Here is a 22,014-nt window from a genome sequence, read left to right as displayed (position 1 = left end):
GGGCGTCGGCGAGCCCCGGAATCGGGGGGGATGGCAGGCTTGGCGAGCCCACTCATTCGCGGGGGGTGGGGCAGATTTTCATCAATTCGACAAGGAAAGCGCGCTCAAGCGGGCCTCGATGTCCTTCATCATTTGCCGATAGGCTGGCCCGTCGACGCCGCCGTAGCGCTGCAGGAACTCTCGCTCGTTCAGAAATTCGGGCAGATCGGCCACATCGGGCATGAAGGCGCGCTCGGGCAAGCCGCGCCCGATCCGCGTTTGCAGCGTCTCGGGTGATTGCTCGGACAAGAGCCCGAAGCGCGTGCCGGCCCGGTCGGCGGCGATGTCGTTGAAGCTGAAACCGCTGCCGCCGCGCGAGTCTGACAACTCCTTGTAGACGCCGATCGCGTCGGCCAACGGCCCGCCGCCCTCGACGGCCAAGGCCGCCGACACCAAAAAGTGCATCGCGAAGTCTTCGCGTCCGTTCAAGGTCACTTGCAGCGGCGTGGCTCGGGGCCAAGCTTGCGTCGCCGGCATCACCCGCGCCCAGCTCTCGCCGGTGGCATAGAGCGCCAAGGTCAGAATGGCGGCGCGATTCTCGGCCGCCGCCTGCGCGCTCAGACCGGTGCTGCGCTGCTGCGCCAAGACAAACATCGGCGGCATCAGCGTCGCCAAGGACACCGGCTGACCCGGCGGCAGCGTCTGCACCCAGGCCGCCAGATGTTCCTGATAGGCCAGCGCGCGTTGCTGCTCGGCGGCCGGCCATAGCGAGGACATCACCCGCTCCATGCTGTCCTTTTTCCAGCGGTATTTGACATGCAGCAGCTCGGCGCCGAAGCCGACGCGCTCGACCATGTCCAATACCGAAGCCTCGGCCAATTGCAAATCCAATGCGGCGGGCAGTTGTTGCACCGCTCGCCGCATCGCCAGGTTGGCGAGCCAGGCCGGCACCGGTAGCCGGCCGATGCGCAGGCGGGTGATTTCGGGCATGCCGTCCCCGTCTTGCAGCTCGGCATCGATATTGAGCCAGACTGCCAATTTAGGCAGCGGAAAACTGGCCCGAAAGACCGCCCGACCGGGGCGCAGCTGCACCTGTGCCGCCGCGTGAGCATAGAGCTTGGCGGCCTGCCCCAGCATCAGGTTCAATTCCTGCTCGCGAAGATTCAACAAGCGCTGCGCGTCCGAGTCGAGTTGGCGGGGATCATTGCGGCGCAAGAAATCCTTGGCCTGCTTGATATCGGCCGGCCGCAGCTCGGGCGCAACGGCAATCAGGGCCGTGGCTTGCAGACTCAAGGCCACGACCGAGCCCAATAGCAGCAAGATGCCGAGGCTCAGGCCAAGCAGAATTCTTCGGATCGATACAAGTCGCATGGTTCGCAGTCTGCCAGCAAAGCAAGGACAGACAATGACGGCCATGTCTGTTGCACCCGATTTCGACCTTGCCCCGCGTATTTGGCCGCCGACCGAGCCTGAGTTGGCGCGCCTGTTCGAGCGCCATCGACTGCAGCGCGGCCGCGCCTTGCAAGCGCAGATACTGGCGCTGCAGCAAGACGACTTGGGTGCCAGCGCGCGTGTCGCGGGTGGCGGCGACAAGGTCTACGAGTTGGCGTTGCAAGGGCTCGAAGGTGCCGATGGCCGGCCGTTTTACAGCGCCCAATGCAGCTGCCGGGTGCGCCATTTCTGCGAGCATGCGGCCGCCGTGATGCTGAAGCTGCAAATAGCGGCCGACGCACCGCTGCGCGCCGCCACCTTGCAAGTCTGGGTCGAAGCGCTGCGCCGCAAGGCCGGGCGGGATGAGCTCAAGACCCTGCCGCGTCTGCCCGAGGCCGACGCCGCCAAGCTGATGGACTTGTTGCTCAGCGACGCGGCTCCGGCCGCGCCTGTCGCGGCCAAACCCATGCCGGCGGCCGCAGCGTCCAAGGGCGAGCCGGCGCGTTTTCGGCCGCGCCTGAGCCTGCGCACGCTGAGTCGGGGCGACGGGCTGCTGGGCCTGGCGCCCGGCGGCAAGCTGGGTCCACGTGGCGACAGCGCGACCGTCGCGCAGGTCGACTGGACCTATGCCGGCGAGCAAAAAAAAATCTGGGACACCCCCGCGCCGCGCTCGCTGCTGAACAGCCGGCCACCCCTGACGCAAGCCGTCGGCGCAAGGCTGCTGGCGCGAGATTTGCCGGCCGAGGCCGAGGCGCGCGACCAGCTTTGGAGCTCGGGGCTGATCCCTCTGGATGCCGAACTGCTGCAATGGCGGCACCCGGACAACGCGGCCGGTCTGGCTGATTTGTGGACGCTGACGCAGGAAGACTTCTTCGCCGAGTTCTGGCTGGACCGGGTGCCCGAGTTGGAGGCCAAGGGCTGGGCCATCGTCGTGCAGCCGGGCTTTGCGCATCGGCCGGTCGCGCCGGAAGCCTGGCGCATGGACATCAAGCGCCTGAGCCTGCCGGCCCGCGAGGGCTCCTGGCTGTTGACGCTGGGGGTCGAGATCGAGGGTGAAATGCTCGATCTGGCGCCGATGATTGCCGACTTACTGAAGCGCGATGCGCGCTGGCTGGATGCCGAGGCGATTGCGTCGATCGACGATGCCGCCATCATCCTGCTGCATGCGCCGGGCGGGCGCCGCATCGAGGCGCCGGCATCCGTTTTGAAACCCATTGTGGCGGCGATGGTCGATCTGCTGACCGATCCCCGCCGCCGCGAGGGCCCATTGCCCTTGAGCGATTGGGATGCCGCCCGTTTGATGGGCTTGGATGAGCGCTCGGGCTGGCAAATTCACGGTGACGGCGACCTGCGCCTGCTGGCGCAGAAGCTCATCGCTGCCGGCGAGCCGCAGCCGGTAGCGCCGCCGATGGGCCTGGGCCTGACACTGCGGCCTTACCAATTGAGCGGCTTGGCCTGGTTGCAATACCTGCGCGAGCAGGGCTTGGCCGGCATCCTGGCCGACGATATGGGCCTGGGCAAAACCGCGCAGGCCTTGGCCCATTTGCTGCTCGAGAAGCAGGCCGGTCGGCTGAACCGGCCGGCCTTGGCTGTGCTGCCGACCTCGCTGCTCTTCAACTGGCAGGCCGAGGCCGGCCGCGTCGCACCACAGCTGCGCGTGCTCTCGCTGCAAGGGCCGCTGCGGGCGCAGCATTTTCCTCACCTGGCCGACTACGACCTGGTGCTCAGCACCTATCCGCTCTTGTGGCGAGATGTGGCGGCGCTGAGCGCCCAGCCCTGGCATCTGCTGATTCTGGACGAGGCGCAGACGGTCAAGAACGCCAGCAGCCGGGCGGCGGCCGCCGTGCGCAAGCTGAGCGCCCGCCACCGACTCTGCCTGACCGGCACGCCGCTGGAAAACCATCTGGGCGAGTTGTGGGCGCAGTTCGATTTTCTGATGCCGGGATTCTTGGGCGATGCGCGCAGCTTTGCCCGGCTTTGGCGCAAACCGATCGAAACCAATGGCGAGACGCTGCGGGCGCGGCTGTTGGCGCAGCGCGTGCGGCCCTTCATCCTGCGCCGACGCAAGGAAGACGTGGCGACCGAGCTGCCGCCGCTGACCACGGTCACCCGCCGCGTGCAGCTCTATGGCCAGCAGCGTGACCTCTACGAAAGCGTGCGGGTGGCGGCGGACAAGCAGGTGCGGCGGGTGCTGGCGCGTCGCGGCTTTGCCGGTGCGCAGATTTCGGTGCTGGACGCGCTGCTGAAGCTGCGCCAGGTCTGCTGTGATCCGTATCTGGTCAAAGGCATGGCGATGGCGCCCGACACCGAGCGGGCCAAGTTGGAGTTGCTCGGCGAGATGCTGCCCGAACTGCTGGCCGAGGGCCGACGGGTGCTGGTGTTTTCGCAATTCGCCGAAATGCTGGCGCTGCTCGCCGCCGAGCTGGACCGGTTGGCGCTGCCCTATCTGACGCTGACCGGGGCGACGCCGGTGGCCGCGCGTGGCAAGATCGTGCGGCGGTTTCAGGCGCAGGAGTTGCCGCTGATGCTGATCAGCCTGAAGGCCGGCGGCGTCGGCCTGAACCTGACCGCGGCCGACACCGTCATCCATGTCGACCCCTGGTGGAACCCGGCCGTTGAGGCGCAGGCCAGCGCACGCGCGCACCGCATCGGCCAGGACAAGCCGGTGTTCGTCTACAAATTGGTGGTGGCGGGCAGCATCGAGGAGCGAATGCTGGAGTTGCAAGCGCGCAAGCTGGCGCTGGCGGAAGGGGTGCTGGGCAATGACTCGGCCGATGCGGCCAAGTTCACTGCGCAGGATCTGGAACTATTGATGGCGCCGCTGAGCAGCTAAAGCGCCCTGCCGCACCGACTTGGTGCGGCGGAACTCTCAACGCTTGCGGTCGAAGCGGATTGCACGCGCCAAGCTGCGGCGGTCGCTGCCGAAATTGCCGGCCTCGAAAGCCTCATGCTTGCGGCCCTTGTAATCGGCTTGGCCGGCTTGTAGCTCGGGGCAAGGCAGGCGACGGGGCTGTGGTTCGGACGAATGTTGTTGCGACTTCATGGCTTTTTGCCTTTGCTGCTACGGGGAGATTCCAACAATCCCGCTCCGTTTGCAGGCACAACGTGAGCCAAATGGGTGCGGTTGACAGTGGCGCACCAATTTGTTGATTTTTTTCCATCGGTACTTGTGCCGGGGTAGGCGTAGCCAGTTTGCAACGCCGCTCCCCGTGCCGACCGGCAGGGGGCGCCAGCCTCGCTATGCTTGGCGCCATGATGATTGCCACCGATGCCCATGACCGTTGCGCGCAGACCACCTTGGTGGCCTGCCTTTGCGCCGCTTGGTGCCGCACCTGCGACTCTTATCGCGAGGTGATGGCAGCCTTGCGCCTGCAGCATCCCGACTTCCGCTTTATCTGGGTAGATATTGAGGACGACGAGGAGTTGGTCGGTGATCTGGAAGTCGAGACCTTTCCGACCTTGTTGATCGGCGTCGGCGAACAGCTGCGCTTTATCGGGCCGGTGACGCCGCATTTGGCCACCGCTCAGCGGCTGGTGGCTTCGGCCGCCGAGATGCCGGCCGCCAAGGCCAGCCCGGCTGCGCAGGCTTTGTTGGTGCGATTGCAGAGCAGTTGCTAGGGATGAGTTGAAATTTAGACAGCTGTCTGTTGCTTGGCTCGCACCGAGCTGCAAGCGTGCTGCGGGTCATGCGTGTCTGCCAGCAAGCTTCAATGACTCTTAGGCGCGCTTCGAATCGATTGTTCTCCCGGCACGATGCCGGGTCTCGGCCCGGCGGCCGACCCACCTCTCTTGCCTCGCCAAGAGAGGTGGGCCAGAGAAGGCGCTCAGCCGCTGGTAGGCGTCTGATCCTTCGGCAGCCGTCGCAAGCGATGCTTGCTCGGTGCGGCCTCAGACCCTGCCGCATGGCCCTGCGGGTCCGCTCAGTGCTCAAATTTGCCGGGCCGCGCCCAACTCACTGCGCTACGCTGCGTTCAAACAAGGGGCGCGAAACCAGTCCTTGAAGTCGCTGCGCGACGCCCGGCAAATTCTCCGCTCCTCGCCCATGCAGAAGGGGTGAACTCCAAAGAACACGGCTCGCTGCGCATCGCCTCGATGGGAGCTGCGCTTCGCGCAGGCACCTCGCAAGCCGACGGCCTGAGGGTCAGGTCTTGCCATCAGATTCAAGACCTGACCCCGAATCTCTCCCTCGGCCTGTTCAAGTCGATGGCGCAGCTAATCTGGGCTCCCATTTGCCCTCCAACAACCAGCGAATCAAGGCCTGTTCGATAGCTACTTCCTGGCCCACAAACCAATGCTTGGTGCCGGGGCCGCAGGGATGCTTGGCCTCGTTTTGCCCAAGGTCTTCGACCGTGATCATCCGCAAATTGCCGGCCGGCTCGAGCGCTCCGGCGATAGGCGCGAGCGGGCAAGCATCTGCGCGATGGTGGATCAGCAAGACCGGCATCTTCAGCGCGTGCAGGTCTATTTTCGACAGGCCGGGGCCGTATGAAGGCAACTGCGGATCGGGCGCTGTGGCCCGGTACAAACCAGACAGCAGCACCATCGCACTGATTTGCGCACCGAAGCGCTGCGCCGTATAGCCCGCAGAGATGGTGCCCCGGCTATGCGCGACCAGGGCGATCGGAGTTTGAGGAAAGCGCCGCCCGAGCTCGCTCAGAAGCGCTCCCATATCGTTCATATGCAGCGATGACGTTCGAAATTGCTGCGTCATTTCCTGCTGATCGGTCGGCGCATCGAGCACCGCAACGGCGAGCCCGGCCTGCTCGAATAGCTCGCGGTGTTGAGAAAACAAGTGCGGACCTTCGGCCACGGCCTTGCCGTTTTCGAGCTTTAAGCCGATATTTCCGTCGCCACCCGGAATCAGCAAAATGACGGCTTTCGGGCTGCGCCCATGGGGCTCCCAAAGCTGCATGGACTGGGTGACGCCCGCTCTCGTCTTGAGCGTGATGAGCTCATCGGCCAGCGCGGTGGTCGGGCCGGCAATTGTGGCGGCCCCTGCCATCGCTAACGCCAAGCTTACTTTTCGGATCTTCGGCATCGAGGCAGGCCGAACTACGTTTGAAAGCTGCATTGAAAAAAATCCTGTTTAACCATGACGTTGGCTGACCGGGCCGACAAGATTGCCTATCTCTGCGGCAATATTCTGCGTCGATCATGGCCGCGATTTTTGCATTTCCCTTGCCGACCGCGCGGTTCATGGGGCTTGAGTGGGCAGCAGCGGGGGAACTTGAGCTGACTCGGTTGCCCCAAGCCCGAGAAATGGTCGCAGTTTCGCCTTGACTTGACCTGTCGCAAGCCCTCCCTACCGAAGTGCGGCAGCAGGGTCAGTTCTCTAACTCGATTTGGCCTTGAAGCCCCAAGTACGCGCTGATGAGAAGTGCTTCCCGGCAGTGGACAATCGCCGCTCCTTCAGCGCCGTAACGGAGCCACCCGCACCATGACCGTCCAACTCAAGACATCCGCCGCAGCCGCCATCGCCATCACCGTGGTTGATCGCAGCAGCTTCAAGACCCTTGCCGCGACCTTGCCCACGCCGACCCGCCATTGGCTGGCGGCCTTGGGCTTTGTCGGCGCGCCCGACAGCTTCGCGCTGGTGCCCGGCGCGGACGGCAAACTTGGCCAGGTCTTCGCCGGCATCGGCCATGTGGCCGACCCCTTCGCCCTGGCCGCCCTGCCGCAGGCACTGCCCGAAGGGGCTTACCGACTGTCGGACGAGGGTTTGGCGCTGTCGGCCGAAACCGCCGCCTTGTCGTGGGAACTCGGCGCCTACCAGTTTGATCTCTACAAGCCGCGCCGCCGCGCCCCCGCCGAGCTGATCTTGGCACCCAGCGCCGACGCCCAGCGCGGCCTGGCCTTTGCAACCGCGATGGCCGCCACGCGGGATTTGGTCAACACGCCCGCCGAGCACATGGGGCCGGAGGAGTTGGCACAAGCGGCCCAGATGATCGCCAAACAGCATGGCGCCAAGTTCAAGCAGATCGTCGGCGATGACTTGCTGAAGCAGAACTTCCCGGCCATCCATGCGGTCGGCCGCGCTTCGACGCGCGCGCCGCGCCTGATCGAGCTGAATTGGGGCAAGGCCGACGCGCCGCTGCTGGCCATCGTCGGCAAGGGCGTCTGCTTCGACACCGGCGGTCTCGATATGAAGAGCGCCGACGGCATGCGGCAGATGAAAAAAGACATGGGCGGTGCCGCCAACGCCCTGGGTCTGGCCGCGCTGGTGATGGCCTTCAAACTGCCGGTTCGGCTGCAAGTGCTGATCCCGGCGGTGGAAAATTCGATCGCCGGCAACGCCTACCGCCCCGGCGATGTGATCAAGACCCGCAAGGGCCTGCATATCGAAATCGGCAACACCGACGCCGAAGGCCGCGTGGTGCTCAGCGACGCGCTGGCCTATGCGTCGGAAGGCAAGCCGGAGCTGATCATCGATCTGGCCACCTTGACCGGCGCCGCCCGTGTGGCCTTGGGCGCGCAACTGCCGGCCTTGTTCAGCAAGCATTTCGACAGCGCCCGCGATCTGGTTGATTTGGGGCTCAAGCTGGAAGACCCGCTGTGGCATATGCCGCTGTGGGCGCCCTACAAGGCCGGCATCGAGAGCAGCATCGGCGACATCGTCAACACCGGCCGCAACGCGCTCGGCGGTGCGATCAATGCGGCGCTCTTTCTCGAATACTTTGTGCCCGAGAACCAGGATTGGTTGCATATCGACCTGTTCGCCTGGAACGATGTGGCGCGGCCGGGCCGCCCGGTTGGCGGCGAGGCGCAGACGATTCGCACGCTGTTGGCCTATCTGGAGCAGCGCTTCGCTGGGTGAAAGCAGCCTCGGCGTGACAAATTCCTCAACTTGGGTGGGCCGGGGTCGATAGGCCTCAGGTAGAAGCCGTGCAATCGGCTTCTACTGGACAGCCCAGTCGGCCGGCCCGGCCAAACCCAAGGAGTTTGCGATGCGCTTGCCTTTCTCCCTCGCTATGTTGAAAGCCGGCCTGATCGCCGGCCTGGCCGCCACGGCACCGATGCTCTGCCTTGCCGCCGAGACGCAGGAGGTCCTGATCGGTCCTGCTGTGAGCATCGACGGCGTCAAACTCCCCTGAGGTTTCTGGACGCGTCGGCCAAGATCCAGGCCGCCGCCTTTTCCGCGATCATCAGCGTCGGTGAGTTGGTGTTGCCGCTGGTGATGGTGGGCATCACGCTGGCATCGGCCACCCGCAGGCCCTTGATCACCCCATTAGCCCCGCGCACGCGCAGCTGGCTGTCCACGACGGCCATCGCGTCATCGGCGCGGCCCATCTTGCAAGTGCCCACGGGATGAAAGATGGTGGTGGCGATGTCGCCCGCCAGACGAGCAAGATCCTCGTCGCTCTGATACTGCAAACCGGGCTTGTACTCCTCGGGCTTGAAAGCCGCGAAGGCCGGCTGAGCAATGATTTTGCGCGTTAGCTTCAAGCTGGCTGCAGCCACGCAGCGGTCTTCGTCGGTGCTCAGATAGTTGGGCGAAATGGCCGGCGCTTGGGCCGGGTCGGCCGAGCGGATCTGCACTGTGCCGCGGCTGCTCGGGTTCAGATTGCAGACGCTGGCGGTGATGGCGTTGAAGCGATCCAGCGGCTCACCAAAGGCCTCCAGCGACAAGGGCTGGACGTGATATTCCAAATCGGACCAGGGCTTGTCGGGGCTGCTGCGGGTGAAGGCACCGAGCTGCGACGGCGCCATGCTCATCGGCCCGCTGCGCTTGATCGCGTATTCCAGCGCAATCTTGGCCTTGCCAAAGAGGCTGGCTGCCTGCGTATTCAGCGTCAGCGCGCCCTCGACCTTGTAGACGCTGCGGATTTGCAGATGATCTTGCAAGTTAGCGCCGACACCGGGCAGGTCTTGCTGAACGGCAATCCCCAGGCTTTGCAACAAGGCGGCCGGGCCAATGCCGGACAGCTGCAGAATTTGCGGCGAGCCGATCGCGCCGGCCGCCAACACCAGCTCGCCGCCGGGATTGAGCTTGACGCTTTCCAGTCCGCCGGGTGTTTGCACCTCGGCGCCTTGGCATTGCAGCTGCCCATCCACATGGGCCAGCTTGAGGCGCTGCACCATGCTGCCGGTCCATAACTCGAAATTCGGGCGGGCATAGCAGGTCGGACGCAAAAAGGCCTTGGCCGTGTTCCAGCGCAGGCCTTGGCGTTGATTGACCTCGAAATAGCCGACGCCCTCGTTGTCTCCGGCGTTGAAGTCTTCGGTCGCAGGGATGCCGGCTTGCACCGCCGCTTGCGCAAAGGCGTCCAGCACATCCCAGCGCAGGCGCTGGCGCTCGATCCGCCATTCGCCGCCATGGCCGTGCGCGGCTTTGAAGTCGGCGTTCACGCCCTCAGGCTTGTCGAGCCGCCAATGATTTTCATGTTGTTTGAACGCAGGCAGGCAAGCCTCCCAGCGCCAGGCCGGGTCGCCGGTGGCCGCCGCCCAGGCGTCGTAATCGCGGCGCTGGCCGCGCATATAGATCATGCCGTTGATGCTGGAACAGCCGCCCAAAACCTTGCCGCGCGGGTAGCGCAAGCTGCGCCCGTTCAGACCCGGTTCGGCCTCGGTCTGGTAGAGCCAATCGGTGCGGGGGTTGCCGATGCAATGCAGGTAGCCGACCGGGATATGGATCCAGTGGTAGTCATCCTTGCCGCCGGCCTCCAGCAAAAGCACGCGTTTGCTCGGGTCCGCCGACAGGCGATTGGCCAAGAGGCAGCCGGCGGTGCCGGCGCCGACGATGATGAAATCGAACATTGAAACCTATTCAGTTAGTGGACAGAGCTACTCACTACGTTCGATCGATCTGTCCCGCAAAGCTCAATCAGTTGAGGACAGAGCTACTCGCTTCGTTCGACCGATCTGCCCCGCAAAGCTCAATCAGTTGAGGACAGAGCTACTCACTACGTTCGATCGGACTGTCCCGCAAAGTCATTAGTTGGCAATATGCGAAGCCAACACCGGGAACAGCTTGATCAGCCCGTCGGCCAACAGCTCAACCGCCAGCGCCGCCAGAATCAAACCCATCAGCCTTGTCATGATGTTGATGCCGGTCTGGCCGAGCGCGCGGGCGATGCGGCCCGAGGCCGAGAACACCAGATAGGTGAGCAAGCCCACCACGACGCCGTAGCCGACCAGGACGGCTAACTCCCACCAATGACGGGTTCTGTCGGCGTAGATGACCATGGTCGAGATCGTCGCCGGGCCGGTCAGCAATGGGATGGTCAAGGGCACAACGGCAATGCTGGCGCCGGTGTCGGCCTTGCTGGCGGCCTCGCTCAAATCATCCTTGCGGCTTTCGGCGGGCTGGGCGTTGAGCATCTGGATCGAGCTGATCAACAACAGCGTGCCGCCACCGACCTGGAACGAGGCCAGCGAGATGCCGAAGAATTCGATCACCTTCAGCCCCAGCAAGGCGCTGACGGCAATCACGACAAAGGCGGTGAAGGAGCTGACCAGGATCGTGTGCTTGCGCTGCGCACGAGTCAAATGACTGGTGAAGTGGATGAAGAAGGGCACCACGCCGACCGGGTTGACGATGGCGAGCAGGGCGACCAGGGGTTTGTAGATGTCCATGGGGCGATTGTGTTTCAGTTCCGCTTCATGAGGCCAATGCTCGCAGATAGTCCAACCCTCGCGCGGCGCGCGGGCCGTACCAACTGAGCAGCTCGCCATCGATCAGCTGCACCTTGGCCTGTGGGCACAGCGCTTGGGCCGATTCAAAGTGACTGGCATCAAAGCGATAGGGCTCGGAGCTGAGCAGCACGCGGTCGATCTGGCTTAGCCAGGCCTCGCCTTCTTGCAGCGCGGGGTAGCGCGCCGCGCCCGATTCGCCGCCCAGCACCGCGGGCCAACTCTGCCAGCCGACCTCGGCCAACATCCGCGCGATATAGGTGTCGCGGGCAACCGTCATCCAGGGTTCGCGCCAGATCAGATAGAGCACTCGCTGGGTCGGCCAAACCTCGCTGCGGCAACGCTGCAAGGCCAGCCTCAATTCAGCGCCGAGTCGCGCGCATTGCTCGGTCACACCGGGCTGACCGCCGAAATGCAACTCCATCTGCGCGAGCAAGGCCAAGTTGTCCTCCGGCCCTTGCGGATGGGTCACCACCATATGCGGCACGAACTCGCGCAAGGCCTCGACCAGTTCCAAGCGGTTCTCGTCCACATTGACGATCACATGGGTCGGTGCCAGTTTTCGCAGCTTGGCAAGATTCACATCCTTGGTGCCGCCGACCTTGGGTACCTCCGCCAAAGCCGCCTGCGGATGGATACAAAAGCCGGTGCGAGCGACCAAGCGCGGGCCCAGCCCAAGCGCCACCAGCAACTCGGTGATGCTGGGCACCAGGCTGGCGATACGGGGTGGCGAGCTCACAGATCGGCGTCGTCGGCCGGCGCGTCTTGCAGCGCGAGGAAGACCGCACAGCAGCCGCGCAGATAGACCAGCGTGGGCAGTACCAGGGCGATCGCGAAGACGACGCCGCCGCCGACCAAGGCCGCCATGCCCAGCGGCGTCGCGGCGACCGGCGCACCGGTGGCACCCAGGCTGCGCAGGCCGTAACCGAAGAGGCCCGCCATCAACTGCTGGGCCGGCACATCGATGCCTATCAACCACACCATCAAGAACGCCATCGCGCGGCCGCCGCTGATGACGACAAAGCTGATCGCAGCGCTGACCAGGCCGGTGGTCAAGAGCACCGCCATCATCAAGGCGCCGGCCTCCAAGGCGCCGTGACGCAACTGGTTCAACAAAAGCCGCGCCGTAGCGAGGGCGCTGCGGCCACTCCACATCGAAGGCCCCGTCAATGGCCCGATGATGACGGCGCCGCTGAAGGCCATCACCCCAAGCAAGACAACGCCCAGCGGCACCAGCAGCGCAAACAAGGGCGCACCAACCCAGGGGAGCTTGACGGCCCAGAGCAGCGCCAGCAATGCGCCCAAAGTCAATGCCATCAAGGCCAACAACATCGCCAGGCACAGCAGGACTTTGGGTGCGACCCGCAGCGCGTCGTGAAAGGCATCGACCACATCACGCACCGGCCGTCCTCGTGCCTGGTCCATCAACAGCAGGCCGGTTGTGTTGACGCCCAGAAAGGCGGCCACCAAACCCAAGCCCGCCCAGATCACGCCCCAGGTGGTGTCGCTCTTGGCCAGCGCGGACTCGGCCGAGGCCAGCATCAAACCGGCCAGACAAAATGCGCTCAATAAAGCGTAGAAGGCGCGGCCATTGCGCGGTGCGTCGATGCTGGCGAGCACCCGATTGAGGGCGTGGAGCGATAGTTTTTGGGGCATGGCGGTCATCATAGCCAGCGCCCTGCCGTGGCCGGAAACGGCTAAGTCGGCGCTGACTAAGCTGCAATTCGCACGGCAGCGACGCTAGGGTTTTTTCTATCGGCGAAAAAACAACAAATACCCTGCCAACAGTGGGCGAGGCTAGACCCTTCGCCCATAATCATTTACCTGTGTATGGAAGCCGCACCTTCGCTTGAATGGTTCAGGATGGGTTGAAGCTCCGCATGGTTTTTTTGGTATTTGAAAGGGCTTCCCCATGGGAAACAAGCTTTACGTTGGCAATCTTGCCTACAGCGTGCGCGACGAGACACTGCAAGAGGCATTCTCGCAATTTGGTCAAGTGACTTCTGCAAAGGTCATGATGGACCGTGACACCGGCCGTTCCAAGGGCTTCGGCTTTGTGGAAATGGGTTCGGATGCCGAGGCGCAATCCGCCATCAATGGCATGAACGGACAAGACATGGATGGCCGTGCCATCGTTGTCAACGAGGCTCGTCCTCGTGAAGAGCGTCCAGGTGGCTTCGGTGGCGGCGGTGGCCGTTCCGGTGGCGGCGGCTTCGGCGGCGGCGGTGGCCGTTCCGGTGGCGGCGGCTACGGCGGCGGCGGCGGCGGTGGCGGCGGCTACGGTGGTGGCGGCGGCGGTTACGGCGGCGGCGCTGGTGGCGGCGGTGGCCGTTCCGGTGGCGGCGGCTACGGCGGTGGCGGCGGTGGCCGTTCCGGCGGTGGCGGCGGCTACGGCGGCGGCGGTGGCCGTTCGGGCGGCGGCGGCTATTAATTAGCCCTTGCCCCTCGCATAGCGAAAAGAGGCGCCCTCGGGCGCCTTTTTCTATGGGCGAAGCGTTCCTGAGATCAAGGCTGGAAGGCGAAGGCCGCCTTCGCAAATAGCTCCGTGTTGCGCTGTTGCGCGGGCCTATCCAGCGCCGAAACCAGCCCCAGGCTCAACACTCGCGACAGGCCTTGCCGGTGCTGGTAAACCAGTGAGAGATGGCGCGAGCGTTCATCTGCGGCCAGCAAATTCGCTTCCGCAAGGCGTTGATAGCGGGTCTGTTGAGCAATCGCGCGCAGTGAATCGCGGGCGCTCAGGTGCAGCACCGCCAGCGTCTGCGCGTTGGTCTCGGTAAAGCTGCGCTGGGCTAATGCGTTACGTACAAAACTCTGGCCGAGCTGCTGCTCCAGCTCCAACCAAGCACCCCAAGGCAGCGGGCTGCGCAGCTTGGCCTGCAACATCAGACTGGCACCGCGCCCGAGACGATCGGCCTCGACGTCGAGGCGCCGGCCCCAGGCCAGTTCGGCACTAAGCAGGGTCAACCAGGCGTTTGGATTCGACTCGAAGCCCAGATTCAAGGTGCGCGGCTGATGCAGCATCCCGCCGCTGCGGGCGCGTTGCTGGTCCAGGCCCAGATGGCCCCAGACGCCGGTATTGCGCGCCGCCGCCAGCCAGATACCCGGCTGCACTTGTCGCTCGATCACCTCGCCGGCCTTGACGCCTTGTTGCGGGTCATTGAGCGTTTGCGACTGCATCAGTTTGAGCTGCAGCTCCAGCTCATGCGCCTCTAACGAGGCCCAGTCGCCCAAGGCTGGTGCCGCCAAATTCTGCGCGGGAAGACGCCTATTCAGTTGAGCGGTCACGCGGCGGAAACCGGTTTGGCTGACAAAGCCGTTGTCATTGGCAAAGCGCGGGCTGACCTGCTCGTACTGCGCACTATTGTTCCAATCCTCGCTGCGCCGGCGCCACTCCGTCCAAAGCTTGTGGCCGGTTTCGGCCGAGATGCGTCTCAAATGATCGTTAGCATCAAAGCCCGCGCTGGTGCTCGATGCCAGCAGATGACCGCGCAGCAGGTCGGTGTCGCCCAAGGGCGCGGCAAAATCGCTGCCCAGCACCGTATTGCTCGCGCCCGCGCCATAGTCTCGTTGGGAGGCGATCAAGGCCAGGCCCAAGGACTGCGCCCCGATGGCGAATTGCTGCCGCGCGCGCGCGAAGCTGGCCCGCGAACCCATGCTTTGGGTCAGGGTCCGAGTGCCATAGGCGTTAGCTCGAAAAATTTCGCCGCCGCCGGCGTCCCGCATGCTCAGCAGCGTCGCCTCGGCCGAGGCCCCGCGCCAAGTCGCTCGCAGGCCCCAATCGGGGTTGGTGATGGCACGTGAATAGAAGGCCGCCAGGCTTTGCTGATCTTGATTGCCGTCCGATTGACTTTGGCCGACTACATCGGTGCTCTCCAGGAAAAAGGCACGCTTCTCCTGCACGCTCAGAGCAAAGCGGGTGTTGCCGGCGAGCTGGGGGGTGTCCAGCTCGACCTGCGAGAAATCGGGGTTGATGACCGCGTCTATTACCCAGTCCGCGCGAGGGCGCCATTTCAGTTCCAGGCCCAGCGACAGCTCGCGTTGATTGCGTTGGCTGAGCGGATCGGATTCGCGTTCCTTGCGCGCCGTCAGCTCGGGTCGAATGTTCAAAAAGCTGCGCTCGCGCACCTGTTCGACCAGATCGGCCAGCCCCGCCAAGGGCTGCAGCTCGGCGATGAAGTTGAGCGAGTCCTTGGTCAAGGGCGCGCTGACGTCCAGCGTGCTGGCCTCGCGCGGCGTGTTGCGCGTCACCATCAACAACCAGGGCGCGCCATCGGCATAGGGAAAGCGCAGCGCCGCCAAAGGCCAGCGCAGCTCGACGCTATAGCCATCGGGCAGCAATTGCACCGCCGTCTGCAGGTCGAAATCGGGGGCGAAGTCTTCGCTGTCATCGTCCGCGTTGAAGAGGCCATCGGCGATCACGCCGGCCGCACTGACGCGGGCGAATTGGGCCGAGCGACGCTGACCCACCGGGTCCAGCACGACCGAAACAAAGTCCTGGTCACGCAGCACCTTGTCACGCCGCGCTAAGGGCGCACGGATCAATTCGGGCGCCGGGTCATAGGCGCGGATGCCAAACACCAGCGCGTCCTCGCTGACCACCACCTGCACGGTGGTGCGCCAGCGCGCGGTCTGCCGGTCTTGCGGCAAGAACTGCACAAACCGATCGAACAAGGGCGCGCGTTGCCAGACGGCTTCGTCAAGACGACCGTCGATCCGGACGCCGATCTCACCGGCCTGCAGGCGCAGCGCCTCGATACCGACGGAGGCGTTTGCCGACATGCCGAGGGCAGCCATGGCAAGGCCACAGAAATAGTTTTTCATACAAAGACAAGTGAGAAGGCGCATCGCGGAGCGGCGCGTTGAGCGAGTGCGGCGAACGGGCGCAGCGGACTCGAAACCTCGGGGCAAGGCGCGTCAATCGACGGGCTTGTCGGGCCGGGTCACTAGCAGGGGTGAAGAACTTTCATCATTTTTGCCTCCTGGGCCGCAGCGGAGTTGCGGCTTGCCTATCGGGCCGCAGTGTAGCGGCTATTTCTGCCTGGGCCTTACTCGCCTTGCCGATGCTTGCGCGGCCGCCCGGCCAGAAGCCGATCAAATAATGCATTAGGCAGCAGGCGCAAAAGTCGCGCCACCACACCCATTTGCCAAGGAATGACGCGAAAGCTGGCACCAGCCGAAATTGCTTCAAAGGCACGCGCTGCAAAGTCCTCGGGTCGCATCAAGAACGGCATGCTGTAGCGGTTCTCGCGCGTCAGCGGGGTGTCTATATAGCCCGGCGCAATCGTCACCACTTTGACGCCAAAAGGCCGGCATTCACCGCGCAGGCTCTCGCAATAGCTGATCACCGCCGCCTTGCTGGAGCAATAGGCGGCATGTCCCGGCAAGCCGCGGATACCGGCCACGCTGGCGATGCCAACCAAGGCTCCGCTGCGACGCTGCAGCATCGGCGTGATGAAGGGCTGAAAGGTCGCGGCCATGCCGATATTGTTGGTCGCGTAGACCCTCCGCATCACCTCGATGTCGTCCAGCACGGCGCTGTCGATGCCGACGCTGATGCCGGCATTGGCAATCACCACATCGGGCAAGCCCTGTGCCGCGATGCAGGCCCGGCCGGCGCCGCTGATGGCGGCGACATCGCAAACATCTGCGCCGTAGACGGCATAGCGATCGGGGCTCAAGCCTTGCGCCTGCGCCCAAGCCTGCAGCTCGCCGGCGCGCCGCGCCACCAGCGCCAAGCACCAGCCGGCCTGGTAATACTGCAGGGCCAAGGCTTGGCCAATGCCACTGGACGCGCCGGTGATGTAGACCAAATTGCTCATCATGAAGGCTTAGCTTTCTTGCTTCGCTGGGTCGATGCGGGTGCTTCAAAACGAGCCTGGGTGTTGCCACCAAAACTCAGTCGGCTGGTCAAATAGTTGAACTCGAAACTCTGCGCCTTCAACTCGGCGCCGGCGTAATTCAATTGCACCGGCAAATGCGAGCGCAAGGTCTCGGTGTTGACGAAGGCATGCAAAAACTCTCCGCGCACCTCCAGCTTGGGGGCACCTGCTGGCTGGCCCGGCGGCACTTGATCAAAGCGCTGCACATGTACGGCGCCGAGCAATTGCAACTCGCTGCCGTCACTATTGCTGATGGCGCGATTGGCCTTCGCCAGGGTCACGCCGCCGTCGGAGCCAAAGGTGCGCAGGCTGATGCCATCAATCTCCAGCGTGTCGGTGTCGGGGTAGTGGCGCAACTCCAGGCCCTCGATGCGAACCCGCATCAGACCATCGGCGCCGACCCGTTGCAGATCGAAATTCTTCATCTGGTAATCGGGCTCGTGCCGGGGCGGCGGCAATATGTCTACCCCGTCTGGCGTGGGCGTGTTCTTCACCAACCACCAAGTGCCGCTCGCCAAGAAGGCCATCAACAAGAGCGGCAGGTAGTTGGCCAATAGTGATTGCAGACGCCAGAGCCAACTCTTGGCCAGACGCGGTCGGACCGGTGCCGGCGGCGGCGCCAGGCGTGCGGCCTTGGCCATCAGGCCGAACCTCCGTCCAAGGTATCAAGATGGCCGTTCAACAATAACTGGTAGCGCCCACAGGCTTGCAGCATCAGGTCGCAGCATTCACGCGCCGCGCCGTGACCCCCCGCTGCGTGGGTGACGTAATGTGCGACCGCTTTGACCTCGGCATGGGCTTGCGCCGGAGCGCAGGCAAAGCCGACGCGGGTGAGCAGTGGCAGATCCGGCCAGTCATCGCCCATCGCCGCCACTTCGGCCCATTGCAGGCCAAGTTGGTCGAGGAGGGGCTGCGCCACCGCGTATTTGTCCTTGGCCCCGTAGGCCGCGTGCTCCAGGCCCAGATCGGCGACGCGGCGGCGTACGGCCGGGGAATCGCGGCCGGTGATGATGATGGGCGTGATGCCGGCCTGCGCCAGCAACTTCAGGCCATGGCCGTCGAGCGTCGAGAAGGCCTTGAAGCTCTCGCCTTGCTCGCCGATATAGATGCGGCCATCGGTCAGCACCCCGTCCACATCGAAGATCGCGGCCTTCAGACCCAGGCCTGTGCCTTGGGCCAGCAACAATAGCTCGGGCGCAAATTTCAGGGCGGCTTTCAGCATCATCAAATCACCTTGGCGCGCATCAGATCATTGATCGTGATCGCGCCTTGCAAACGTTGTTCGGCGTCGACCACCAAGACCACGGTGATGCGGGCGGCCTCCATCAAATCGGCCGCATCCACCGCCAAGGCATCGGCCGAAACGGTGCGGGGTTTTTTGGAGCTGACATCGCCCGCCGTCAAGCCGCGCAAGTCCTGACCCCTCTCGACCAAGCGGCGCAGATCACCGTCGGTGAAGATGCCTTGCACGCGGTCATCGGCGTCCACCATGATGGCCACGCCCAAGGCCTTGGCCGACATCTCGCGCATCAAGTCGGTGAACTGCGTATCGGGTGCCACGCGTGGCAGGTCCGCGCCCGCGCGCATCAGGTCGCGCACATGGGTGAGGAGCTTGCGGCCGAGCGCGCCGCCGGGGTGCGAGCGGGCAAAGTCCTCGGCCTTGAAGCCGCGGGCATCCAGCAGTGCCACGGCCAAGGCGTCGCCGAGCGCCATTTGCGCGGTGGTGCTGGCGGTGGGGGCGAGGTTGAGCGGGCAGGCTTCCTCGGCGACGGCGCTGTCGAGCACGATATTGGCGTGACGCGCCAGGCTGGAATCAGCCTTGCCTGTCATCGCCACAATCGTGACGCCGAGGCGTTTTAGCACCGGCAACACGACGTTCAACTCATCGCTTTCACCCGAGTTCGACAAGGCCAGCACCACATCGTTGGGTGCCACCATGCCGAGGTCGCCGTGGCTGGCTTCGGCCGGGTGGACGAACAAGGCCGGCGTGCCGGTCGAGGCCAGCGTGGCGACGATTTTGCGGCCGACATGGCCGCTCTTGCCCATGCCCATCACGGCGACCCGGCCCTTGCAGTTCAGCATTGCCTGTACCGCTCGCGAAAACTCTTCGCCCAGGCGAGGCGCCAAGTCGAGCAAGGCTTTGGACTCGATCATCAAGGCCTTGCGGGCCACGTCAACTGCACGGGAAGGGTCGAAAACTGGGGCTTGCGTCATGGGCCGAAGTATATCGACGGGGCTGCGGGCGAATGCGCTACCGGCATGCGTTACGCTCGCCCCGATGCCAGACCGCCCCGCCGACCCCCATTGCCGACCGTTTGTGCTGGAAACGCCGGTCTCCACCAGCCTGCATTTTTCCTTTGCGTCTATCCAAAGCCGCATGGACGCGAGCCGGCCCGACGCCTTGGAGCTCGACTACACCGCCTTGATGATGGGCTTCTTGTTGTTTTTGCCTGCGCCTAGCCGGATCGGCATGATCGGCCTGGGCGGCGGCTCGCTGGCGAAGTTCTGTTTTCGCCATTTGCCCGGCTGCCACATCGATGTGGCCGAAATCAATCCGCATGTGATCGAGCTGCGCGAACGCTTCAACGTGCCGGCAGACGGGCCGCGCTTTCGGGTCATATGCGCCGACGGGGCCGACTTCGTGCGGCAAGCGCCCGGGCGGTTTGACGTCTTGATGGTGGACGGCTTTGATCTGAGCGGCACCCCGCCGGCGCTGTGCTCGCAGCGCTTTTACGACGACTGCTTTGAAGCCATGCAAGAGCAGGGCCTGCTGGTCATCAATATGCACAGCGGGCATCTCGACTACGCGCTGCATCTGGCGCGCCTGCGTCAGTGCTTTGGTGATCAGCTGCTGCGGGTCGGCCTGGAGGCCAGCGGCAATTGCATCGTGCTGGCCTGCCGGGGCAGCACCCTGTCACGCATGCGCGGCTCTCTGTTGCGCAAGCCGGCAGACTTCAACGAGCAGGCTTGGAGCGAGTTGCTGCCCGCTTTTGGGCGGGTGCGCTCGGCTTGGTTGAAGTGGCTGGCCGATGCGGATCAGTGGAAATCGTAGGAAAACTGCAGCATCACGCCGGAGTTACCGAGCATATTGGCTTGCACGGCCATCTCCTGGTTAAAGGCCCAGCCGAGCGAGAGCAGCAGGCCGGGCGAGTAGCCGCGATAGTTCAAGGGCACCTTGTGCTGAAATTGGCCCTTGTAGCCATACAGCAAGCCGGCCGACCATTGGGCAAATAGCTGTGGCTGGTCGAGCAGACCGGGGTAGCGCTTGCCGAGATAAACATAGCCGCTGGGTTGGCCGAATGAATTGCTGAAATACGATCCACCCCAGAGCCAACCGTTATCGGCCTGGCGCTCGCCGCCGATGGCCCAGACGTAACGGTGTTCTTCGCTGTAGTGGAAGTGATAACTATAGGGTGATACCGCAAGGCGCCAATGGCCTGGCGCGGCGAGATCGAACATGCCATCGGCGCGGGCGCCAATGGGCGAGGCCAGCAAGGACACAGCAATGAAGCAAGGGGTCAGGAGCTTGACGCAAGGTAATTTGGGCAGACGAATCATGGGGGGCATTCTCGCTGAAGCGAATTTCATATGGCGATCGCTGATCGCAATCTTGGTGATGTCATTGCTCGTATCGAGCTTGGGCGGCTGTGCCTGGTGGAGCGTCAAGGAGCGTGAGTTTGCTCTGCGGCCGACGCCGGGTCGGCCCGCTGCCTATGCCGAGGACGGTGTCGGCCTGCGCGCTGGTGACCAGCGTTTTTTGCAGCCGGTGACGGCCGACGACGGCAGCCCCCAACAATTGGCGCTGTGGTGGCTGCCGCATCCCGACCCGGCCGCGCCAACGCTGCTCTATCTGCATGGCACGCTGCGCAATCTGTACGGCAATCTGCCCAAAATCGAGGCGCTGCGCGACGCGGGCTTTGCGGTCCTCGCGGTGGACTACCGCGGCTGGGGTGACAGCACGGCCATCATTCCGTCTGAGGCAAGCATTAATGCGGATGTACAGCAGGCCTGGGCCGAGTTGCTCAAACGTCAACCGGATGCCAGCAAGCGCGTGTTGTTTGGGCACTCGATGGGCGGGGCGGTGGCGGTGACGTTGGCCAGCTCCTTGCGTCAGGGCGGCGACTATGGCGCGCTGGTGCTCGAATCGACCTTTACCCGCTTGCCGGATGTAGCGGCCGAGGCCGGCACGCTGGGCAAGATTGGTGCGGCCATTACCAGTCTGGAATTCAATTCGCTGGCCAAGATCGCGCGCATCGATGCGCCGCTGCTGATGCTGCACGGCACGGCCGATCAGACCGTGCCGGTCGTGCTGGGCCGGCGCCTGCGCGACGCGGCGCCCAAGGAAAATACCTGCTGGGTCGAAATCGAAGGCGGCTCGCACAGCCGCTTGCACAGCGAGTTCGCGCAAGCCTACCGGCAGGCGCTGCAGTCCTTGATCGCCACCATTCAGACCGGCGCGGCCTGGCCCGGCGAATGCCGTACAGTCTTGCCCCAGATCTCCGTCACGCCTCAACCCTAGATAGACCATCATGCTGATCATCAACAAATTACTCCCCCAAGGCGCCGGCCTGGCGCCTGTACTGCTGAAGCGCGCGGGCGTGCTCGCGCTGCCTTTTGCCGCGCGTCAACACCACGAAGCGAATCTGAGCGATGGCGAAGGCGCCGAGTTGGGTCTGCGTCTGCCGGTCGGCACGACGCTGCGCGGCGGCGATGTGTTGGTGGCCGAAGACGGCTCCCTCTTGCGCGTCGAAGCGGCACCGGAGGGCTTGCTGCAAGTGCGCGCCTCGGCCAAGCAGAGTCTGGCCGATTTGTTCCGCTTGGCCCATCAACTGGGTGAGATGCATGTGCATATGGAGGCCGCTGCCGACCACTTGCTGCTGCCGGGAGATCCAGAGTTGGCCCAATGGCTGGAGCGCCAGGACTTTGCGCTGGCGCCGACCGAGGCGCCGTTCGATCCGCCAAACTTGCTCAGCCAACTGCCCGAGGTGATGGCACAGCAGCATGAGCAGCATGAGCATCATGGTCATTCACATGACCATGATCACGGCCACGCCGGCCATGTGCACGGCCCGGGCTGCAATCACGGTCATTGATC

Annotated in this window: 21 protein-coding genes; 8 read left to right on the top strand and 13 right to left on the bottom strand. The window is 64.3% G+C overall.

Annotation, left to right across the window (positions count from 1 at the left end; genetic code table 11):
- Nucleotides 1–81: 81 nt before the first annotated feature.
- Nucleotides 82–1,350, bottom strand: a complete 1,269-nt coding sequence (locus LNV07_RS21590; protein WP_263573264.1) for a hypothetical protein — start codon at nucleotides 1,348–1,350, stop codon at nucleotides 82–84.
- Nucleotides 1,351–1,876: 526 nt separating this feature from the next.
- On the opposite strand from LNV07_RS21590, the gene LNV07_RS21585 reads away from it, so the two are divergent.
- The gene (locus LNV07_RS21585) at nucleotides 1,877–4,243 is read left to right on the top strand and encodes a DEAD/DEAH box helicase (RefSeq protein ID WP_397545591.1); all 2,367 of its coding nucleotides are present in this window, start codon (nucleotides 1,877–1,879) and stop codon (nucleotides 4,241–4,243) included.
- A gap of 36 nt (nucleotides 4,244–4,279) precedes the next feature.
- On the opposite strand, the gene LNV07_RS21580 is transcribed toward LNV07_RS21585, so the two are convergent.
- On the bottom strand, nucleotides 4,280–4,453 hold the full coding sequence (locus LNV07_RS21580; protein ID WP_263573263.1) for a hypothetical protein: 174 nt from the start codon (nucleotides 4,451–4,453) through the stop codon (nucleotides 4,280–4,282).
- 209 nt (nucleotides 4,454–4,662) lie between these two features.
- On the opposite strand from LNV07_RS21580, the gene LNV07_RS21575 reads away from it, so the two are divergent.
- Complete coding sequence (locus LNV07_RS21575) at nucleotides 4,663–5,028, top strand: thioredoxin family protein (protein WP_263573262.1); 366 nt, start codon at nucleotides 4,663–4,665, stop codon at nucleotides 5,026–5,028.
- Between the two features lie 577 nt (nucleotides 5,029–5,605).
- Here LNV07_RS21575 and LNV07_RS21570 read toward each other — a convergent pair.
- Nucleotides 5,606–6,412, bottom strand: a complete 807-nt coding sequence (locus LNV07_RS21570) for an alpha/beta hydrolase (RefSeq protein ID WP_263573261.1) — start codon at nucleotides 6,410–6,412, stop codon at nucleotides 5,606–5,608.
- Nucleotides 6,413–6,847: 435 nt separating this feature from the next.
- On the opposite strand from LNV07_RS21570, the gene LNV07_RS21565 reads away from it, so the two are divergent.
- Together LNV07_RS21565 and LNV07_RS21560 are read left to right on the top strand one after the other, a co-directional pair.
- Nucleotides 6,848–8,224 carry a leucyl aminopeptidase family protein gene (locus tag LNV07_RS21565; RefSeq protein WP_263573260.1) on the top strand — a complete coding sequence of 459 codons (1,377 nt, stop codon included), beginning with the start codon at nucleotides 6,848–6,850 and terminating at the stop codon, nucleotides 8,222–8,224.
- Nucleotides 8,225–8,354: 130 nt separating this feature from the next.
- Nucleotides 8,355–8,501 (top strand): hypothetical protein, encoded by a 147-nt coding sequence (locus LNV07_RS21560; protein WP_263573259.1) that lies wholly within the window; start codon nucleotides 8,355–8,357, stop codon nucleotides 8,499–8,501.
- Here LNV07_RS21560 and LNV07_RS21555 read toward each other — a convergent pair.
- From LNV07_RS21555 to LNV07_RS21540, 4 genes are all read right to left on the bottom strand, one after another.
- Nucleotides 8,488–10,164: a GMC family oxidoreductase gene (locus LNV07_RS21555; protein ID WP_263573258.1), complete on the bottom strand. Its 1,677-nt coding sequence runs from the start codon at nucleotides 10,162–10,164 to the stop codon at nucleotides 8,488–8,490. The two genes, LNV07_RS21560 and LNV07_RS21555, sit on opposite strands and share 14 nt — an antisense overlap.
- Nucleotides 10,165–10,341: 177 nt before the next feature.
- Nucleotides 10,342–10,983, bottom strand: a complete 642-nt coding sequence (locus LNV07_RS21550; protein WP_263573257.1) for a MarC family protein — start codon at nucleotides 10,981–10,983, stop codon at nucleotides 10,342–10,344.
- Between the two features lie 25 nt (nucleotides 10,984–11,008).
- The gene (locus LNV07_RS21545) at nucleotides 11,009–11,779 is read right to left on the bottom strand and encodes a helical backbone metal receptor (RefSeq protein ID WP_263573256.1); all 771 of its coding nucleotides are present in this window, start codon (nucleotides 11,777–11,779) and stop codon (nucleotides 11,009–11,011) included.
- Nucleotides 11,776–12,696 carry a hypothetical protein gene (locus LNV07_RS21540; RefSeq protein ID WP_263573255.1) on the bottom strand — a complete coding sequence of 307 codons (921 nt, stop codon included), beginning with the start codon at nucleotides 12,694–12,696 and terminating at the stop codon, nucleotides 11,776–11,778. The genes LNV07_RS21545 and LNV07_RS21540 overlap by 4 nt, the downstream gene beginning before the upstream one ends.
- A gap of 256 nt (nucleotides 12,697–12,952) precedes the next feature.
- Between LNV07_RS21540 and LNV07_RS21535 the strand changes: the two genes are divergently transcribed.
- Entirely contained in the window at nucleotides 12,953–13,471 is a 519-nt protein-coding gene (locus LNV07_RS21535) for an RNA recognition motif domain-containing protein (RefSeq protein WP_263573254.1), read from the top strand.
- 74 nt (nucleotides 13,472–13,545) lie between these two features.
- Here the strand turns inward: LNV07_RS21535 and LNV07_RS21530 are convergent, their stop codons facing one another.
- The 5 genes from LNV07_RS21530 to LNV07_RS21510 all read right to left on the bottom strand — a co-directional run bounded on the left by LNV07_RS21530 (nucleotide 13,546) and on the right by LNV07_RS21510 (nucleotide 19,133).
- Nucleotides 13,546–15,834, bottom strand: a complete 2,289-nt coding sequence (locus LNV07_RS21530; RefSeq protein WP_263573253.1) for a carbohydrate binding family 9 domain-containing protein — start codon at nucleotides 15,832–15,834, stop codon at nucleotides 13,546–13,548.
- A gap of 251 nt (nucleotides 15,835–16,085) precedes the next feature.
- Nucleotides 16,086–16,859, bottom strand: a complete 774-nt coding sequence (locus LNV07_RS21525) for an SDR family oxidoreductase (RefSeq protein ID WP_263573252.1) — start codon at nucleotides 16,857–16,859, stop codon at nucleotides 16,086–16,088.
- Nucleotides 16,859–17,560 (bottom strand): LPS export ABC transporter periplasmic protein LptC, encoded by a 702-nt coding sequence (gene lptC / locus LNV07_RS21520; protein WP_263573251.1) that lies wholly within the window; start codon nucleotides 17,558–17,560, stop codon nucleotides 16,859–16,861. Before lptC ends, LNV07_RS21525 begins: the two co-directional genes overlap by 1 nt.
- On the bottom strand, nucleotides 17,560–18,141 hold the full coding sequence (locus LNV07_RS21515; RefSeq protein ID WP_263573376.1) for a KdsC family phosphatase: 582 nt from the start codon (nucleotides 18,139–18,141) through the stop codon (nucleotides 17,560–17,562). Before LNV07_RS21515 ends, lptC begins: the two co-directional genes overlap by 1 nt.
- Before the next feature lie 2 nt (nucleotides 18,142–18,143).
- The gene (locus LNV07_RS21510) at nucleotides 18,144–19,133 is read right to left on the bottom strand and encodes a KpsF/GutQ family sugar-phosphate isomerase (protein WP_263573250.1); all 990 of its coding nucleotides are present in this window, start codon (nucleotides 19,131–19,133) and stop codon (nucleotides 18,144–18,146) included.
- Nucleotides 19,134–19,197: 64 nt separating this feature from the next.
- Here LNV07_RS21510 and LNV07_RS21505 point away from each other — a divergent pair, with 64 nt between their 5' ends.
- Nucleotides 19,198–19,971 (top strand): spermine/spermidine synthase domain-containing protein, encoded by a 774-nt coding sequence (locus LNV07_RS21505; RefSeq protein WP_263573249.1) that lies wholly within the window; start codon nucleotides 19,198–19,200, stop codon nucleotides 19,969–19,971.
- On the opposite strand, the gene LNV07_RS21500 is transcribed toward LNV07_RS21505, so the two are convergent.
- Entirely contained in the window at nucleotides 19,956–20,477 is a 522-nt protein-coding gene (locus LNV07_RS21500) for an ABC transporter ATP-binding protein (protein ID WP_263573248.1), read from the bottom strand. The genes LNV07_RS21505 and LNV07_RS21500 overlap by 16 nt on opposite strands.
- Nucleotides 20,478–20,535: 58 nt before the next feature.
- Between LNV07_RS21500 and LNV07_RS21495 the strand changes: the two genes are divergently transcribed.
- Entirely contained in the window at nucleotides 20,536–21,438 is a 903-nt protein-coding gene (locus LNV07_RS21495; protein WP_263573247.1) for an alpha/beta hydrolase, read from the top strand.
- 10 nt (nucleotides 21,439–21,448) lie between these two features.
- Nucleotides 21,449–22,012, top strand: coding sequence for an urease accessory protein UreE (locus LNV07_RS21490; protein ID WP_263573246.1), 564 nt, complete (start codon nucleotides 21,449–21,451; stop codon nucleotides 22,010–22,012).
- Nucleotides 22,013–22,014: the final 2 nt, after the last annotated feature.

It is taken from the genome of Roseateles oligotrophus, from assembly GCF_025717515.1.
Lineage (GTDB): Bacteria > Pseudomonadota > Gammaproteobacteria > Burkholderiales > Burkholderiaceae_C > Paucibacter_A > Paucibacter_A oligotrophus.
This window is presented reverse-complemented; position numbering and strand designations above follow the sequence as displayed.

Excerpts from the sequence above, each read along its gene's own strand:
- LNV07_RS21500 (WP_263573248.1), bottom strand. The coding sequence starts at position 20,477 with ATGATTCGTCTGCCCAAATTACCTTGCGTCAAGCTCCTGACCCCTTGC.
- LNV07_RS21530 (WP_263573253.1), bottom strand. The coding sequence starts at position 15,834 with ATGGCTGCCCTCGGCATGTCGGCAAACGCCTCCGTCGGTATCGAGGCG.
- LNV07_RS21565 (WP_263573260.1), top strand. The coding sequence starts at position 6,848 with ATGACCGTCCAACTCAAGACATCCGCCGCAGCCGCCATCGCCATCACC.
- LNV07_RS21505 (WP_263573249.1), top strand. The coding sequence starts at position 19,198 with ATGCCAGACCGCCCCGCCGACCCCCATTGCCGACCGTTTGTGCTGGAA.
- LNV07_RS21585 (WP_397545591.1), top strand. The coding sequence starts at position 1,877 with ATGCCGGCGGCCGCAGCGTCCAAGGGCGAGCCGGCGCGTTTTCGGCCG.
- LNV07_RS21510 (WP_263573250.1), bottom strand. The coding sequence starts at position 19,133 with ATGACGCAAGCCCCAGTTTTCGACCCTTCCCGTGCAGTTGACGTGGCC.
- LNV07_RS21575 (WP_263573262.1), top strand. The coding sequence starts at position 4,663 with ATGATGATTGCCACCGATGCCCATGACCGTTGCGCGCAGACCACCTTG.
- LNV07_RS21560 (WP_263573259.1), top strand. The coding sequence starts at position 8,355 with ATGCGCTTGCCTTTCTCCCTCGCTATGTTGAAAGCCGGCCTGATCGCC.
- LNV07_RS21535 (WP_263573254.1), top strand. The coding sequence starts at position 12,953 with ATGGGAAACAAGCTTTACGTTGGCAATCTTGCCTACAGCGTGCGCGAC.
- LNV07_RS21570 (WP_263573261.1), bottom strand. The coding sequence starts at position 6,412 with ATGGCAGGGGCCGCCACAATTGCCGGCCCGACCACCGCGCTGGCCGAT.
- LNV07_RS21590 (WP_263573264.1), bottom strand. The coding sequence starts at position 1,350 with ATGCGACTTGTATCGATCCGAAGAATTCTGCTTGGCCTGAGCCTCGGC.
- lptC (WP_263573251.1), bottom strand. The coding sequence starts at position 17,560 with ATGGCCAAGGCCGCACGCCTGGCGCCGCCGCCGGCACCGGTCCGACCG.
- LNV07_RS21525 (WP_263573252.1), bottom strand. The coding sequence starts at position 16,859 with ATGAGCAATTTGGTCTACATCACCGGCGCGTCCAGTGGCATTGGCCAA.
- LNV07_RS21540 (WP_263573255.1), bottom strand. The coding sequence starts at position 12,696 with ATGCCCCAAAAACTATCGCTCCACGCCCTCAATCGGGTGCTCGCCAGC.
- LNV07_RS21550 (WP_263573257.1), bottom strand. The coding sequence starts at position 10,983 with ATGGACATCTACAAACCCCTGGTCGCCCTGCTCGCCATCGTCAACCCG.
- LNV07_RS21495 (WP_263573247.1), top strand. The coding sequence starts at position 20,536 with ATGTCATTGCTCGTATCGAGCTTGGGCGGCTGTGCCTGGTGGAGCGTC.
- LNV07_RS21515 (WP_263573376.1), bottom strand. The coding sequence starts at position 18,141 with ATGCTGAAAGCCGCCCTGAAATTTGCGCCCGAGCTATTGTTGCTGGCC.
- LNV07_RS21555 (WP_263573258.1), bottom strand. The coding sequence starts at position 10,164 with ATGTTCGATTTCATCATCGTCGGCGCCGGCACCGCCGGCTGCCTCTTG.
- LNV07_RS21490 (WP_263573246.1), top strand. The coding sequence starts at position 21,449 with ATGCTGATCATCAACAAATTACTCCCCCAAGGCGCCGGCCTGGCGCCT.
- LNV07_RS21580 (WP_263573263.1), bottom strand. The coding sequence starts at position 4,453 with ATGAAGTCGCAACAACATTCGTCCGAACCACAGCCCCGTCGCCTGCCT.